The sequence below is a fragment of the Actinoplanes sp. NBRC 103695 genome (assembly GCF_030269485.1).
In the GTDB taxonomy this organism is placed as follows: Bacteria; Actinomycetota; Actinomycetes; order Mycobacteriales; family Micromonosporaceae; genus Actinoplanes.
This window is the reverse complement of the sequence record NZ_BSTL01000009.1, coordinates 303,504-317,582: the sequence shown is the minus strand read 5'-3', so window position 1 is coordinate 317,582 and position 14,079 is coordinate 303,504. Positions and strand designations below refer to the sequence as shown.

General features: G+C 70.6%; 12 protein-coding genes. 2 read left to right on the top strand and 10 right to left on the bottom strand.

The window, feature by feature from the left end; all coding sequences use genetic code 11:
• Positions 1-35 precede the first annotated feature (35 nt).
• The 5 genes from QSK31_RS18510 to eno form a co-directional block, all read right to left on the bottom strand.
• The gene (locus tag QSK31_RS18510) at positions 36-947 is read right to left on the bottom strand and encodes a Ppx/GppA phosphatase family protein (RefSeq protein WP_285685364.1); all 912 of its coding nucleotides are present in this window, start codon (positions 945-947) and stop codon (positions 36-38) included.
• Positions 944-1,438: an amino-acid N-acetyltransferase gene (locus tag QSK31_RS18505; protein WP_285685413.1), complete on the bottom strand. Its 495-nt coding sequence runs from the start codon at positions 1,436-1,438 to the stop codon at positions 944-946. Before QSK31_RS18505 ends, QSK31_RS18510 begins: the two co-directional genes overlap by 4 nt.
• Positions 1,438-1,923 (bottom strand): DUF501 domain-containing protein, encoded by a 486-nt coding sequence (locus QSK31_RS18500; RefSeq protein ID WP_285685363.1) that lies wholly within the window; start codon positions 1,921-1,923, stop codon positions 1,438-1,440. Before QSK31_RS18500 ends, QSK31_RS18505 begins: the two co-directional genes overlap by 1 nt.
• Positions 1,924-2,514, bottom strand: a complete 591-nt coding sequence (locus tag QSK31_RS18495) for an FtsB family cell division protein (protein ID WP_285685362.1) — start codon at positions 2,512-2,514, stop codon at positions 1,924-1,926.
• Between the two features lie 106 nt (positions 2,515-2,620).
• The gene (eno, locus tag QSK31_RS18490; RefSeq protein WP_285685361.1) at positions 2,621-3,904 is read right to left on the bottom strand and encodes a phosphopyruvate hydratase; all 1,284 of its coding nucleotides are present in this window, start codon (positions 3,902-3,904) and stop codon (positions 2,621-2,623) included.
• A gap of 179 nt (positions 3,905-4,083) precedes the next feature.
• Here eno and QSK31_RS18485 point away from each other — a divergent pair, with 179 nt between their 5' ends.
• A complete protein-coding gene (locus QSK31_RS18485; RefSeq protein ID WP_285685360.1) occupies positions 4,084-4,707 on the top strand; it encodes a hypothetical protein in 624 nt (207 codons plus the stop codon).
• A gap of 43 nt (positions 4,708-4,750) precedes the next feature.
• A complete protein-coding gene (locus tag QSK31_RS18480; RefSeq protein WP_285685359.1) occupies positions 4,751-5,413 on the top strand; it encodes a hypothetical protein in 663 nt (220 codons plus the stop codon).
• A 132-nt stretch (positions 5,414-5,545) separates the two neighbouring features.
• On the opposite strand, the gene QSK31_RS18475 is transcribed toward QSK31_RS18480, so the two are convergent.
• From QSK31_RS18475 to mfd, 5 genes are all read right to left on the bottom strand, one after another.
• Positions 5,546-6,214, bottom strand: coding sequence for a class I SAM-dependent methyltransferase (locus tag QSK31_RS18475; protein WP_502872976.1), 669 nt, complete (start codon positions 6,212-6,214; stop codon positions 5,546-5,548).
• A 771-nt stretch (positions 6,215-6,985) separates the two neighbouring features.
• The gene (locus QSK31_RS18470; RefSeq protein ID WP_285685358.1) at positions 6,986-8,596 is read right to left on the bottom strand and encodes a DUF885 domain-containing protein; all 1,611 of its coding nucleotides are present in this window, start codon (positions 8,594-8,596) and stop codon (positions 6,986-6,988) included.
• Positions 8,597-8,627: 31 nt separating this feature from the next.
• Positions 8,628-9,572: a nucleoside triphosphate pyrophosphohydrolase gene (locus QSK31_RS18465; protein WP_285685357.1), complete on the bottom strand. Its 945-nt coding sequence runs from the start codon at positions 9,570-9,572 to the stop codon at positions 8,628-8,630.
• Positions 9,572-10,309, bottom strand: coding sequence for a hypothetical protein (locus QSK31_RS18460; RefSeq protein WP_285685356.1), 738 nt, complete (start codon positions 10,307-10,309; stop codon positions 9,572-9,574). Before QSK31_RS18460 ends, QSK31_RS18465 begins: the two co-directional genes overlap by 1 nt.
• A gap of 22 nt (positions 10,310-10,331) precedes the next feature.
• A complete protein-coding gene (gene mfd, locus QSK31_RS18455) occupies positions 10,332-13,967 on the bottom strand; it encodes a transcription-repair coupling factor (protein WP_285685355.1) in 3,636 nt (1,211 codons plus the stop codon).
• Positions 13,968-14,079 lie beyond the last annotated feature (112 nt).

Genomic DNA, 14,079 nt, shown 5'->3' with positions numbered 1-14,079 from the left:
AAGTACCGTCAAGAACGGACTAGCGCGAGGACGGATCAGCCCAGCGCCAGTCCGTACGCGATGCCGTCGAGGATGTCGTGCTCGCTGACCACCACGTGGTGCTGTTCGGCCCGCTCCATGATCGTCCGCAGGATCAGCGCGCCGGCGCCGATCACATCCGCCCGCCCAGGGTGCATCACCGGCAGCGCGCGGCGCTCGGCCACGGTCGCCGCCAGCAGGCTCGCCGTGACCTTGGCGACCTGGTCGTACGAGACCGTCGCGTGGTGGATCCGGCTCGCGTCGTACCCGGGAAGGTCGAGAGCGAGAGCCGCCACCGTCGTGACCGAACCGGCCAGCCCGACCAGAGTGTGCGCGAGGCGGCCGGGCACGGCCGCGAGCGCCTTGTCCACCTGCGCCGTGACGTCCTTCTCCGCCGCCGCGATCTGCTTGGCCGTGGGCGGGTCGGCAAGCTTGTGCCGCTCGGTCATCCGCACGCAGCCGATGTCCACCGAGATCGACGCTTCCACCGCCGCCACGCCCGTGACGAACTCGGTCGAGCCGCCGCCGATGTCCACGACCAGGTACGGCGGCTCCTCGGTCAGCCCGTGCACCGCCCCGGTGAAGGAGAGCGCCGCCTCCTCCGTACCCGTGATCACCTCGGGGTCGACGCCCAGCACCGAGCGGACCATGCCACGGAACTCCGCCGCGTTCTTCGCGTCCCGCGACGCCGAGGTGGCGACCATCCGCACCCGGTCGATGCCCAGTTCCGCGATCTCGGCCGCATAACCCAACAGAGCTTGACGGGTACGCTCGAGAGCTTCCGGAGCGAGCCGTCCGGTGCGGTCCACGCCCTCGCCCAGCCGGACGATCTCCATCCGCCGGGACACGTCGGACAGCCGCTCACCGTCCACGTCGGCGATCAGCAACCGGATCGAGTTGGTACCGCAGTCGATCGCCGCGACCCTCATAGATGCAACAGCATTCGTGTGTTTCCCAACGTGTTCGGCTTGACCCGTTCCAGGTCGAGGAACTCGGCGACACCTTCGTCGTACGAGCGCAGCAGTTGTTCGTAGACGCCGTGCGGCACCGGCGCGCCGTCGATCTCGGTGAACCCGAACGAGCCGAAGAACCGGGTCTCGAAGGTGAGGCAGAAGACCCGGGCGACCCCGATGTCGCGCGCCACCTCGAGCAGCTCGGTGACGATCCGATGACCGATCTTCTGACCACGGTACGAAGGGTCGACCGCGACCGTGCGGATCTCGGCCAGGTCCTCCCACATCACGTGCAGCGCGCCGCAGCCCACGACCCGGTCGTCCGGATCGGTCGCGACCCAGAACTCCTGCACGCTCTCGTACAGCGTCACCGTCGCCTTGCTGAGCAGCCGCCGGTCGGTGGTGTAGGTGTCCACCAGCGCCCGAATGTCCTTCACGTCCTTGGTCCGCGCGCGCCTGATGCTGATCACCGGCAGCGACCGCCCGACCAGTACGCGCCGATCGCGTCCCGGACCTCGTCACCGAACGGGTTGACGCCCGGCCCCGCCGCCAGCGCGTGCGCCAGATGGACGTGCAGGCACTTGACCCGATCGGGCATCCCGCCGGCCGACACCCGGGCGATCTCCGGCACGTCCTCGATCTCGGTACGCCGCGCCAGATAGTCCTCGTGCGCCTTCGCATAGCGCGCGGCCAGCTCCGGGTCGGCGGCCATCCGCTCCTGCATGTCCCGCATCAGACCCTCCGACTCCAGCCGGCTGCACGCCGCCGTCGCATGCGGACAGGTCAGATAGAACAACGTCGGGAACGGGGTGCCGTCGTCCAGGCGCGGCGACGTCTCCACCACGTCCGGATTGCCGCAGGGGCATCGGTGCGCGATCGCGCGGGTGCCACGAGGACGGCGGCCGAGCTGGGACTCGACAACGTCCAGGTCGGCCTGCTGGGGGGATTCCATCTACTTCCGAGGCTCCGAATCGGCTGCTTGCACGCTGGACCAGAGAGTGTCGTACCAGCGGTCGGGCGCGGGGGCGGCCGGCGCCTGACTCGACTCCCACGCCGCGCTCTCCGCGCTGTTCAGCACGATCAGCGGGGTCTCGCCGGGACGCACATAGTAGAAACGCTTACGCGCCTGGGCCACCACGTACTCCGGGTCCGACCAGAGCGCCACCTGGTCCGCCCGCTCCGCGATCAGCCGGCGCTGAACGTCCTGCGCCTGCTTCGTCTTCGCGATCTGCGACTCCTGCGCGAGGTACACCCGCAGCGGGTACGTGTACGCCAGGACCAGCGCCACCAGCACGGCGATCATCACCATCGCCCGGCCGGTGACCGCCCTGGGCCGCGGCGCGACGGTCCGCTTGGTCGCGCCCTTGGCCGCCGCCGCGCGTTTCGCGGCGGCCGGGCGGGCCTGCCGGGCGGCGCGTGGCTGCGCCCTGCTGGCCATCGTGCTCGACGTCGTGTCGCGCACCCGAACACGCTGCGTAGGGCGGGAAGCGCGGCCCGGTCTGCGCGCCGGGCCTTGGCCGCTCGGCGTGCGGCGCTGCGTCATCCCTGCCCTCCCCCGGACTCAACTGGTCATGGAGTTGCGGCACCTGCTGCGCCGAACCTATGCCCGGCGCGCCGATGCCACAACTCCATGATCCGACGCTGAGGGACTACGCGGTGCGGTAACGCGGGAACGCGCCCGCTCCGGCGTACCGGGCCGCGTCGCCCAGCTGCTCCTCGATGCGCAGGAGCTGGTTGTACTTGGCGACCCGGTCGGACCGGGCCGGAGCACCGGTCTTGATCTGGCCGGAGCCCACCGCGACGGCCAGATCGGCGATCGTGGTGTCCTCGGTCTCACCGGAACGGTGGCTCATCATCGTCTTGAAGCCGCTGCGGTGCGCCAGGTCGACGGCGTCGATCGTCTCGGTCAGCGAGCCGATCTGGTTCACCTTGACCAGCACGGCGTTGGCGGCGCGCTCGGCGATGCCCCGGCCGATCCGGGTCGGGTTGGTGACGAACAGGTCGTCGCCGACGATCTGGATCTTGTCGCCGAGCTGCGCGGTCATCGCCGACCAGCCGGCCCAGTCCTCCTCGGACAGCGGGTCCTCGATGGAGACGATCGGGTACGCCTCGGCCAGCTTGGCGTAGTAGTTGATCATCTCCTCGGACGTCTTCGGGGTGCCCTCGAAGACGTACGAGCCGTCGGAGTAGAACTCGGTCGCCGCCACGTCCATGGCCAGCACGATGTCGGTGCCCAGCGCGAAGCCGGCCGCCTGCACCGCCTCGGCGATCAGGTCCAGTGCGGCCGCGTTGGTCGGCAGGCTCGGCGCGAAGCCGCCCTCGTCGCCCAGGCCGGTGGACAGACCCTTCTTCTTCAGTACGGACTTGAGCGCGTGATAGACCTCGGCGCCGGTCCGGAGCGCCTCGGAGAACGTCGCCGCACCGATCGGCGCGACCATGAACTCCTGTACGTCGACGTTCGAGTCCGCGTGCGCGCCACCGTTGAGGATGTTCATCATCGGGACGGGCAGCAGGTGCGCGTTCGGGCCGCCCAGGTAGCGGTAGAGCGGCAGCTCGGAGGAGATCGCGGCAGCCTTGGCGACGGCCAGCGACACGCCCAGGATCGCGTTGGCGCCCAGCTCCGACTTGTCCGGCGTGCCGTCCAGGTCGAGCATCTTGGCGTCGATCAGGCGCTGCTCGTCGGCCTCGTAGCCGATCAGCTGCTCGGCGATCTTCTCCTCGACGTTCTCGACCGCCTTGGTCACGCCCTTGCCCAGGTAGCGGCCCTTGTCGCCGTCGCGCAGCTCGATCGCCTCGAACGCGCCGGTCGACGCGCCGGACGGCACGGCGGCGCGACCGACCGAGCCGTCATCCAGCCCGACCTCGACCTCGACGGTGGGGTTGCCTCGCGAGTCGAGGATCTCCCGGGCGACGATCACTTCGATGGTGGCCATCTGTCTGTGGCTCCTTGTGCTCGTACGGTGCTTCAGGGCCGCGACGATGCGGCCGACACCTGGGAAGGGTATCGACCTCGCGGTACCGGCATGCCAGCGCCTCAAAGTTGTCCGTTTTGTTCCGTTTATTTATTGTCGATTTGTCTCAACCTCCGGGAGCGCGTGCCGATGTCCGGCACATGAGCGAACACGTGCTTCCCGAGACCGGTGCCACCATCGAGCTCACCGTCACCAGCGAGACGGTGCCCGGAGTCCGCGTGGTCGCCACCGAGCCCGGCGCCATCACGTTGTCGCTCGCCCTGGCCGCCGTCCCCCCGGCCGGCGCGAACGTCACCCTCCGGTGGCCGGCCGGCATCCGCGGCCGCTACGCCCTGCCGGTCCACGTCGAAGAGGTCGACGAGAACCGCATCCGGGTCCGCCCGATCGGCCGCGCCGAGATCCAGCAGCAACGCAACTTCGTCCGCGGCGGCGGAGGCGAACGGGTCATGCTCCGCCGGCCCCGCTGCCCCGACGTGTACGGCTGGATCCGCGACATCAGCGAACAGGGCATCCGCGCCCACTTCGAGGACGTCATCCTGGCCGAGAACGAAGAGATCAAGGTCGTCGTCGAACTGGAACAGGAAGTCGTCGAACTGGCCGCGGTCACCAGCCGGGTGGCGTCCCTGCGCCAGACCGTCCCGGTCCGCGGGCCGATGTCCGTCGAGGTGGTCGCCGCGCTCCTGCCCGACGAGCACCAGGCCCAGCTGATCCGCCGGTACGTCATGCGGCAGCAGGTGCTCAACCGCGCGCGTACCGCGGGCTGATTTTGGGTTTGCTTTTTTGTTTGCGTCTCGCTTAGGTGGGCGGATGCCGGCCACCCGACTGCTCAGATCACTGACCGGGTTGCTGCTCCTCTCCGCCTGCGGCGACCTGGACGCGGCGTCGGCGCAGGGCATCGCGGGCAACGACCTGGTCGCCGAGATGGTCGCCCAGCTCAGCACCTCGGCCACGCTCACCTACACGGCGGCCTACCACCTCGCCGGCGGCGCCACGGCCACACTCACCCAGGCCCAGAAACCACTGCGTCAGGGGTACGACCATCCCGGCGGCCGCCTCGTCGTCGCCGAGGACGCGGTGACCGACTGCAGCGCCTCAGCCTGCACCCTGACGACCCCGCCGGCGACCGGCGCCCTGCCGCCCGCACTGACCACGGTCCAGGCCGCCGGCATGGCCCCGCCGCCGATGGTCGTCCAGCTGCTCGACGCGGCGGCCCTCGACCAGGCGGTGACCATCAAATCCCGCGACACCACGATCGCCGGGCACCACGCGACCTGCCTCGACCTGACCGGCGTGGACAACGCGGCGGCCCGCGACTTCAGCGCGTGCGTCACCAACGACGGGGTGCTGGGCAGCTTCAAGGGCACGATCGCCGGTACGGCCACGGATATGACCATGACGGAGTACGACCCGGCCGCCCGGTACACGGCCTTCACGCCGCCGCCTGGAGCGGTCACGCGCGACCGGCGCTGACCGCGGCGCAACCACTCGCAGCCCCGCTGCGACCACTCGCGGCCCGACGTTGGCTCTCGTCGCAACCACCCACGGGCTGGGCGCGCGACCAACCTCCGACTTCTCGCGCGCCGCCCCTCCGCCTTCCGCGGTTTATCCCACGCGTTCCGCTGCGATCGCGGCGTGCGGGCGACGATTGCCCTCACCCGCCGGGCGCTGCCGGCGCTCGGTCTCGGCGAACCCGGCCTTCTCCAGCCGCGCGGCCAACTCGTCGGGCGGCCAGCGATAGGCGGTAACAACCTTGTGGTCGAACGCCTCAACCTCGTCACCATCGAAGAACCCGACGACCAGCCGCCCGCCCGGCACGAGCACCCGCCGAAACTCGGCGAACACCCCGTCGATCTCCGCCGGCCGCAGATGGATCGTCGAGTACCAGGTCAATATCCCCGCGACGGACTGATCGGCGACGTCCAGCCCGGCCATCGACCCCAGCCGAAAGCCGACCCCCGGATGCGTGGCCCGAGCATGAGCGACAAACTCGGGCACCAGATCGATCCCGCTCGCCTCGACGCCCAGCGAGCACAGGTAGGCGGTCAGATGCCCCGGCCCACACCCCACATCGAGCACCGCACCGGCCCGCCCCGACAGCTGCCGCCCGATCAGGTCGAGATCGTCCCGATGCACCTTCTCGCTGGTCCCGAACAACTCGACATAAAGATCCACAATTTTCCCGTACGCCAACCGCACCCGCTCGCTGTCCACAGAAAGAAAATGTCGCAGGCCCGCGCTGGGATCAAGGGCGTGGATTTCGAGTCGCTTCATCGCCGTCGGTCAGTCGGAGCTGCACGTCGTCCAGCGGGGCGACCCCACCGTGCGGCCTGCACTGACCGGCCGCAGTCTCGGAGGCGATCGCAAGGTTTCACCGGCCTGCACTGACCGGCCGAGGCAGCAAACGGGCTCCATGCCACCGCGCCCGGCGCGCCACCGTGGCGCGGGACCGAGCCCGCAAACCCCAGCGCAGCACGGCGCGGAAGCAGCGCCGGCGCGGATGGGCCGATACTTTCGTCGTGCGTGGAGTCCGGCTGGGTTGCCAAGCCGCGGAGGTGCCCACCCACTGCCACTGCCGCCGCTATCGCCCGACCGGGGTCGAGCCGGGTTGCCAGGCCGCGGGGTGCCCGCTCACGGCTGGTGCCGCCGTTCACGGCCCCGGCCCGGCACGCAGTGGTAGAACCCGACGCAAGTGGTAGGACCAGCCGAAATGGCAGCGCAGGACGGTATTTCACCTCGAAATACCGTCCTGCGCTACCACCATCTGCACTCGTGGTAGCCAGGAGCGGTCTCACGGTCCTGGATAGCGCCCAGACCTACCACCATCCGCGCGAGCGACGGGCCCGCGAAGCTCCAGCCGACCGGCCACGCCCGGATACCGCGCTCGGCTACCACTTTCGCGCCCGGCTACCACCGCGAGCGGCGGCACCAGCCGTAACCAGGCACCCCGCCGGCCGGCAACCCAGCGAACCCCACGCGCCTGACGAAAGCACCAGAAGCTAGATAACGGAGCCCAACATCAGACCTTGCAACCGCGAAAGGCTGCTAGACGTCGAGGAGGGTGCGGAGGTGGCGCGGGGGCGGGGAGCCGTGCGCCAGCATCGCATCGTGCCAGGCCTTCGGGGTTGCGCCGAAAGGACGGGACGCCGCGATCGCCGCGATCTCGCTGTAGCCGACGAAGTAGGTGGAGAGCTGCGTCGACGTCAGCTGGGCGCGGCGCCACTTGCCGGCCGCCTCGCCCTGCTCCTGGAAACCGGCGCCGGTCATCAAGGCCATCGCCTCGGACTCGGGGAGGTTCTCGCAGTGGACCAGTTGGTCGAGGATGGCGTTCAGGCTGGTGCGCAGCTGCATCTTGAGCTGCTGCATGCGCACGGGCGCGCCACCGAAGCCGAGGCCGGCCAGCAGCTCCTCGGCGTACACGGCCCAGCCCTCCACGAACGGGCCGGAGCTGCCGATGGCCCGGACCCTGGTGCGGCCACGGAAGCGTCGCGCGTGGGCGATCTGCAGGAAGTGGCCGGGCATCGCCTCGTGCACCGTCAGGTTGCGGACCATGTGGTCGTTGTATTCGCGGTACAGCGACTCGGCCCGCTCGGCCGGCCAGTCGCTGGGCGCCGGCGCGATGCAGTAGAACGTGGGCAGGCCGGCCGGCTCGAACGCGCCGGGTGAGTCGCAGTAGGCGACGGCGACGCCTCGGGCGAACTCCGGCATCTCCTCGATCACCAGCGGGTCGTCGGTCAGTGTCAGCAGGTCGTGGTCGCGGACGAACGCGGTCGCCTCGTCCAGGCTGAGCCGGGCCAGGCCGACGATCGTCTCGCCGTCGGGGTGGTCGGCGGCCAGACGGTCCAGGGCTTTGCGGACGGTTGCGTCGGAGGCCGGTTCGCCGACGAGTTCGGCGGCGAGCTCGCGGAGTTCCGCGCCGGCGTCGGCCAGGTTGCGCCGGGCCCGGTCGAGGACCTCGGCGGCGGTGAGCTCGGTGTCCAAGGTGTGCCACAGTCGCGCTTCCCACAGCGGGCGGCCCAGGCGCGGGTCGCGGCCGGGGACGTCGAGCTGGGTGCGGAGCCAGGCGCCGAACTCGGTCAGGGCGGCGACGGCGGCCGCGGCGGCGGGCTCCACGGCCGTACGCAAAGAGGGCTCTTCGTCGAGCAGGGCGGGGATCTCGTCGCGGATCAGCCCGGTCACCCCGGCGAATTGGCCGATCGCGGTCTCGGTGTGGATGCGTGGGATGTCCCGCAGCACCGCGCGGGCGGTGGCCAGCGCGTCGGGGATCGCGGCCAGGCGGCCACCGAGGCTGGCCAGTCGTTCGTCGAGCGGCGCGAACGGCCGGGCGATCAACGCGTGCAGCAGGCCGCCGGGGTTGTGTGCCAGCGGGTTCCACTCGTGCTCGCGGACGTCGGACAGTTCGAAGAGCGCCCGTTCCACCCGGGCCGACAGGATGGCGTGGTCGACCTGTTCCTCGGCGTCGAACGTGTCGGGGTCGATGCCGGCCAGCGCGTCGGCGGCCTCGCGCAGCATGGTGTTCCGCTCGGCGACGGCGCCCGGTGACAGGTCGGGCAACCGGTTGTCGTAGCGGTGGTCGCCCACGGCGGAGGCCAGGCGCGGGTCGGTCTCCAGCAGAGCGTCCACGATCTGCTCGGCGGTGTCCACGAAGTCCGGCATGTCAGCAACCTACCTGCGATCATCGCCGCGATCAGGACTCGGCGGCTCGGACCTGCTTCGCGTATGCCAGGGTGGCCTCGCGCAACGCCTGCTCGGCATCCCCGCCGGCCAGCCGCACCTCGGCCACGAGACGCAGCAGCGTCGCACCCAGGGAGTCGTCCGTCGGGAGTGCCACGTCCAGTCCGGCGCGGGACGTGCGCTGCAGGATCTTCGCTGCCAGGGCCAGCGCGGGCTGGGACAACGCCACCCCGTCGAGGGCCGAGTCGCGGGATTTCTCCTGCTTCTTGATGCGCTCCCAGTTGTCGATGATGGTCTGCACCGAGTCGACCTGCTCGCCGGCGAAGACGTGCGGGTTGCGGCGGATCATCTTGTCGACCAGCGTGCCGGCCACGTCGTCGACGTTCCAGGCCTCGTCCTCGGGCAGGTCCTCGGCCAGGCGGGCGTGCAGGACCACCTGCAGCAGGACGTCGCCGAGTTCTTCGCGGAGAGCGTCCAGGTCGTTTTCGGCGATCGCGTCGTACGCCTCGTAGGACTCCTCGAGCAGGTACTGCGCGAGGCTCTGGTGGGTCTGCTGCTGTTTCCACGGGTCGCCGCCGGGGGACACGAGACGGTCCATGACGGCCACCGCGTCGAGCAGGCGGGCGCCGGGCGGATCCCAGGAGCCGTACATCAGCTCCATCTCGGCCAGCTGGGGCTCGCGGGCCAGGCGCAGGCCGAGTTGCCGGGCGAAGTCCTGGTCGCCGGTGGGGCCGGCCAGCCAGACGACGGTGTCACTGGTGGCGAGTGCGCGTACCAGAGCCTCGGGGTCGGGCCCGATGACCGTGACCGGCGCGCCTGCCGCACGCAGCGCCGTGGCCTGCGCCGACTCCTCGGCCGCGTGCACGGGGTGGGCGCGGACCAGGTCCCACGCCGCCGCGGTGAGCAGCCCGGTGGGCAGGCGCGGCGACGTGACCAGCAGGACGATGCGGCGGGGCATCAGGACTTTTCGATCACCGACGCCGCGTCGGAGTCGGCCAGGGAGACCGAGACCAGGTTGAGCGGCTTGTTGTCGGGGCCGTTCTCGACGTAGACCGGGATCTCGGCGTCGCCGAACCGCGGGTTGATCCGCAGGTCGAGCTTGTCGGCCTCGGCCTGCACGTCCTTCTTGACGTTCAGCGCCTTGCCCAGTGTCTGCAACGCCTCGGGCGACACGCTGGACTTGAACTCCTGGTAGGTCAGACCCGGCTTCATCTGGCCGGTGGACTCGAAGACGTCGAACACGTGCTGGACGTCGGCGTCCGGCGGGGTGCCGGGCTGCGCGGCCTGGAGGAGCTCGTTGAGCAGCAGCCGGCTCTCGCCGTACAGGCGCACGTACTCCGCGTCGGCGGCCAGGCTCAGGCTGGCGCCGATCTCCTGCAGCGGCACCTCGGCGGGCAGCTTGACGTTGCGCGCCTGCGCGACCTGGGCGACCACGCGCTGGCTGATGATCGCGCTGACCACGTCGGGCATCGTGACCGTGGGCGGCGCGGCCGGTGCGGCGGATGCGCCCTCGGCGGCGGGCCGCGCGGCCTGCTTGCGCTGCGCGTCGTCGTAGATCCGCTGCACCTCGGCCACCGAGATCTTCTCGTCGCCGATGTAGGCCGCGACGCTCGGGGCCGAACGGCAGGCGGACAGCCCGCCGACGGTCAGGGCGGCGGCGACGACGGCGGATGCGAGACGGCGGGCACGCTGCATGCCGATGACTCTCTCACGTCCGTCACGAGGCACGCGGCCGACCCCCGGAAGTCACCGGCGCGGGGGCCTCGCCGAGCAGGTCCTTGAGCAACTGGGCGCACCACTGCAGCAGCGGCTGGTCGCGCAGCGGCTCGCCACCCACCCGCCGGGTCTGCGGCCGCGGCACGCTGACCTGGTCGTTGGTCGTCTTGTAGACGGCGTCGGGGTGGTACCGCTTCAACCGCATCTGCTTGGAGTCGGGCAACGGCAACGGCGAAAACCTCAGGTGCTTTCCCTGTACGGAGACATCGGCGAGCCCGTAGGCCCGGGCCAGTTGCCGGAACCGTGCCACCGCGATCAGGTTGGCCACCGACGAGGGCGGTTCGCCGTACCGGTCGGTCATCTCGGCGACCACCTCGTCGAGGCGGGCACCGTCCCGTGCCTCGGCCAGCTTCCGGTACATCTCCAGGCGCAGACGCTCCACGTTGATGTACTCGGTCGGCAGGTGCGCGTCGACCGGCAGATCGATCTTGACCTCGGTCTCCTCCTCCTGCCGCTCGCCCTTGAACTGGGCCACCGCCTCGCCGACCATCCGGACGTAGAGGTCGAAGCCGACGCCCTCGATGTGCCCGGACTGCTCGCCGCCGAGCAGGTTGCCGGCGCCGCGGATCTCCAGGTCCTTCATGGCCACGTACATGCCGGCGCCGAGCTCGGTGTGCTGGGCGATGGTGGCCAGCCGCTCGTGTGCCTGTTCGGTGAGCGGCTTCTCCCGCGGGTAGAGGAAGTACGCGTACGCCCGCTCGCGGCCCCGGCCGACCCGGCCGCGGATCTGGTGCAGCTGGGACAGGCCGAGCAGGTCGGCGCGCTCGACGATGAGCGTGTTGGCGTTCGGGATGTCGATGCCGGACTCCACGATGGTGGTGGAGACCAGCACGTCGAACTCCTTCTCCCAGAAGCCGACCATCACCTTCTCCAGGGCGTCCTCACCCATCTGCCCGTGCGCCACCGCGACCCGCGCCTCGGGCACCAGCTCGCGCAGCTTGCGAGCCGCCTTGTCGATCGTCTCGACCCGGTTGTGCAGGAAGAACACTTGGCCGTCGCGCAGCAGCTCGCGGTGGATGGACGCGGCGACCTGCTTGTCGTCGTACCCGCCGACGAAGGTGAGGACCGGGTGCCGTTCCTCGGGCGGGGTGGCGATGGTGGACATCTCGCGGATGCCGGTGATCGCCATCTCCAGGGTCCGCGGGATCGGGGTGGCCGACATGGACAGCACGTCCACCGACGCCCGCAGCGACTTGAGCTGCTCCTTGTGCTCGACGCCGAAGCGCTGTTCCTCGTCCACGATGATCAGGCCGAGGTTCTTGAAGCGGGTCGAGTTGGACAGCAGCCGGTGGGTGCCGATCACGATGTCCGCGGTGCCGGCCGCGGTCTGCTCCAGGGTGAGCTTGGCCTCGGTGGGCGTCTGGAACCGGGAGAGCTGCTTGATGGTGATCGGGAACTGGTTCATGCGCTCGGTGAAGGTGTTGAAGTGCTGCTGGGCGAGCAGCGTGGTGGGCACCAGGATGGCCACCTGCTTGCCGTCCTGCACCGCCTTGAACGCCGCGCGTACCGCGATCTCGGTCTTGCCGTAACCGACGTCGCCGCAGATCAGCCTGTCCATCGGGACGGCCTTCTCCATGTCGCCCTTGACCTCGATGATGGCGGAGAGCTGGTCCGGGGTCTCGGTGTACGGGAACGCGTCCTCGAGCTCGCGCTGCCACGGCGTGTCCGGTCCGAACGCGTAGCCCTGCGACGCCTGCCGGGCGGCGTACAGCTGGATCAGCTGCGCGGCGATCTCCCGCACCGCCTTCTTCGCCCGGGCCTTGCTCTTCTGCCAGTCGGAGCCGCCCATCTTGTGCAGCGTCGGCGACTCGCCGCCGACGTAGCGGGACAGCTGGTCGAGCTGGTCGGTGGGCACGAACAGCCGGTCGCCGGGCTGGCCGCGCTTGGACGGCGCGTACTCGATGACCAGGTATTCCCGCTCGGCGCCGTTGACGACGCGCTGGACCAGCTCGATGTAGCGGCCGATGCCGTGCTGCTCGTGCACGACGTGGTCGCCGGCCTTGAGCTCCAGCGGGTCGATCGTGTTGCGCCGCCGCGACGGCATCTTGCGCATGTCTTTGGTCGACGCGCCGCGGCCGCCGGAGATGTCGTTGCCGGTGATCACCGCGAGCTGCGCGGCCTCGTCGACGAAGCCGTGGTTGAGCCCGCCGCAGGTGATCATCAGCTGGCCGGGCTCGATCGCCGTGGGGATGCTGTCCACGGGGGTGACGCCGAGGCCGGCGTCGCGCAGCAGCTCGGTGGCCCGTTGCGCGGTGCCGTGGCCCTCGAAGACCAGCGCGATCGCCCAGCCCGAGGAGACCCAGGCGGACAGGTCGGACGCCAGCCGCGAGGTGTCACCGTGGTAGAGCGGCACAGGTTGGGCAGACAGCGACAGAAAGTCGCCCAAGTCCGGCGAAACATCGGAGGTGGGGGCCTCGAGCCAAGGAGTTTCGTCCGATTTCTCCTCCGTCGGGGAGTCCAGCCCGAACGGCGACAACGTCCACCACGGCTGGTGCAGCGTCGCCGCGTGCGCCCGCACATCGGCCAGCGTCCGGAAAGCCGCCGCGCCCACGTCGATCGGCGCCTGCCCGCCGACGGCAGCGGCCGCCCAGGACGCCTCGAGGAACTCGTCGGAGGTACGAGTGAGGTCATGCGCCCGGGTGCGGATCCGCTCCGGGTCGCAGAGCAGCACGTGCGTCCCGGCCGGCATGCAGTCGATCAGCAACTCCATGCTGTCGGTGCCCTGCAGCAGGGCCGGCGCCAGCGACTCCATGCCCTCGACCGGGATGCCGTCGGACAGCTTGTCCAGGATCTCGGCGATCTCCGGGTGCTCGGCGGCCAGCTCGAAGGCCCGGGTCCGGACGGCCGGCGTGAGCAGCAGCTCGCGGCAGGGCGGCGCCCACAGCCGCTGCACCGGGTCGATGGTCCGCTGGTCGGCCACCGCGAACGTGCGGATCTCCTCGATCTCGTCGCCCCAGAACTCGACCCGGGACGGGTGCTCGTCGGTCGGCGGGAAGACGTCCAGGATGCCGCCCCGGACGGCGAACTCGCCCCGCTTGGTGACCAGGTCGACCCGCGCGTACGCCATGTCGGAGAGCCGCCGCGCCACCTGCTCGAGCTCGGCCTCGCAGCCGGTGGTCAACTCCACCGGCTCGAGGTCGCCGAGCCCCTTGAGCTGCGGCTGGAGCAGGCTGCGCACCGGCGCGACGATGATCCGCAGCGGTTCGCCCTCGGGGTGCGCGAGCCGGCGCAGCACGGCCAGCCGGCGGCCGACCGTGTCCGAGCGCGGCGACAACCGCTCGTGCGGCAGCGTCTCCCACGACGGGTAGACGGCCACCGCGGCCGGGTCGATCAGGCAGCCCAGCGCGTCGGCGAGGTCGTCGGCCTCGCGGCTGGTGGCGGTGACGGCGAGCACCGGCCGGGACGCGCCGCCGCTGTCGGCGGGCGCGGCGACGGCGGCGACCACGAACGGGCGCAGCGAGGCGGGTGCGGTCAGGTCGAGGGCGTCGGAGTCGACGCCGCCTTTGCGGGCGAGGTCACGGGCGCGGGCGAGCCCACGGTCGCGCAGGGCGGCCGGGATGAGACCGGACAGTTGCACGGAAGGCACTCCTAGCGAGCAGACACGTGGAACAGCCCCACGCCCAGCTGGGACGGGGGGTTACGGCTTCCAGCTTAGTCCGCCGGTCTGACAGAGAACGTGAGCAGCCGCT

Excerpts from the sequence above, each read along its gene's own strand:
- QSK31_RS18510 (WP_285685364.1), bottom strand. The coding sequence starts at position 947 with ATGAGGGTCGCGGCGATCGACTGCGGTACCAACTCGATCCGGTTGCTG.
- QSK31_RS18500 (WP_285685363.1), bottom strand. The coding sequence starts at position 1,923 with ATGGAATCCCCCCAGCAGGCCGACCTGGACGTTGTCGAGTCCCAGCTC.
- QSK31_RS18495 (WP_285685362.1), bottom strand. The coding sequence starts at position 2,514 with ATGACGCAGCGCCGCACGCCGAGCGGCCAAGGCCCGGCGCGCAGACCG.
- eno (WP_285685361.1), bottom strand. The coding sequence starts at position 3,904 with ATGGCCACCATCGAAGTGATCGTCGCCCGGGAGATCCTCGACTCGCGA.
- QSK31_RS18485 (WP_285685360.1), top strand. The coding sequence starts at position 4,084 with ATGAGCGAACACGTGCTTCCCGAGACCGGTGCCACCATCGAGCTCACC.
- QSK31_RS18480 (WP_285685359.1), top strand. The coding sequence starts at position 4,751 with ATGCCGGCCACCCGACTGCTCAGATCACTGACCGGGTTGCTGCTCCTC.
- QSK31_RS18475 (WP_502872976.1), bottom strand. The coding sequence starts at position 6,214 with ATGAAGCGACTCGAAATCCACGCCCTTGATCCCAGCGCGGGCCTGCGA.
- QSK31_RS18470 (WP_285685358.1), bottom strand. The coding sequence starts at position 8,596 with ATGCCGGACTTCGTGGACACCGCCGAGCAGATCGTGGACGCTCTGCTG.
- QSK31_RS18465 (WP_285685357.1), bottom strand. The coding sequence starts at position 9,572 with ATGCCCCGCCGCATCGTCCTGCTGGTCACGTCGCCGCGCCTGCCCACC.
- QSK31_RS18460 (WP_285685356.1), bottom strand. The coding sequence starts at position 10,309 with ATGCAGCGTGCCCGCCGTCTCGCATCCGCCGTCGTCGCCGCCGCCCTG.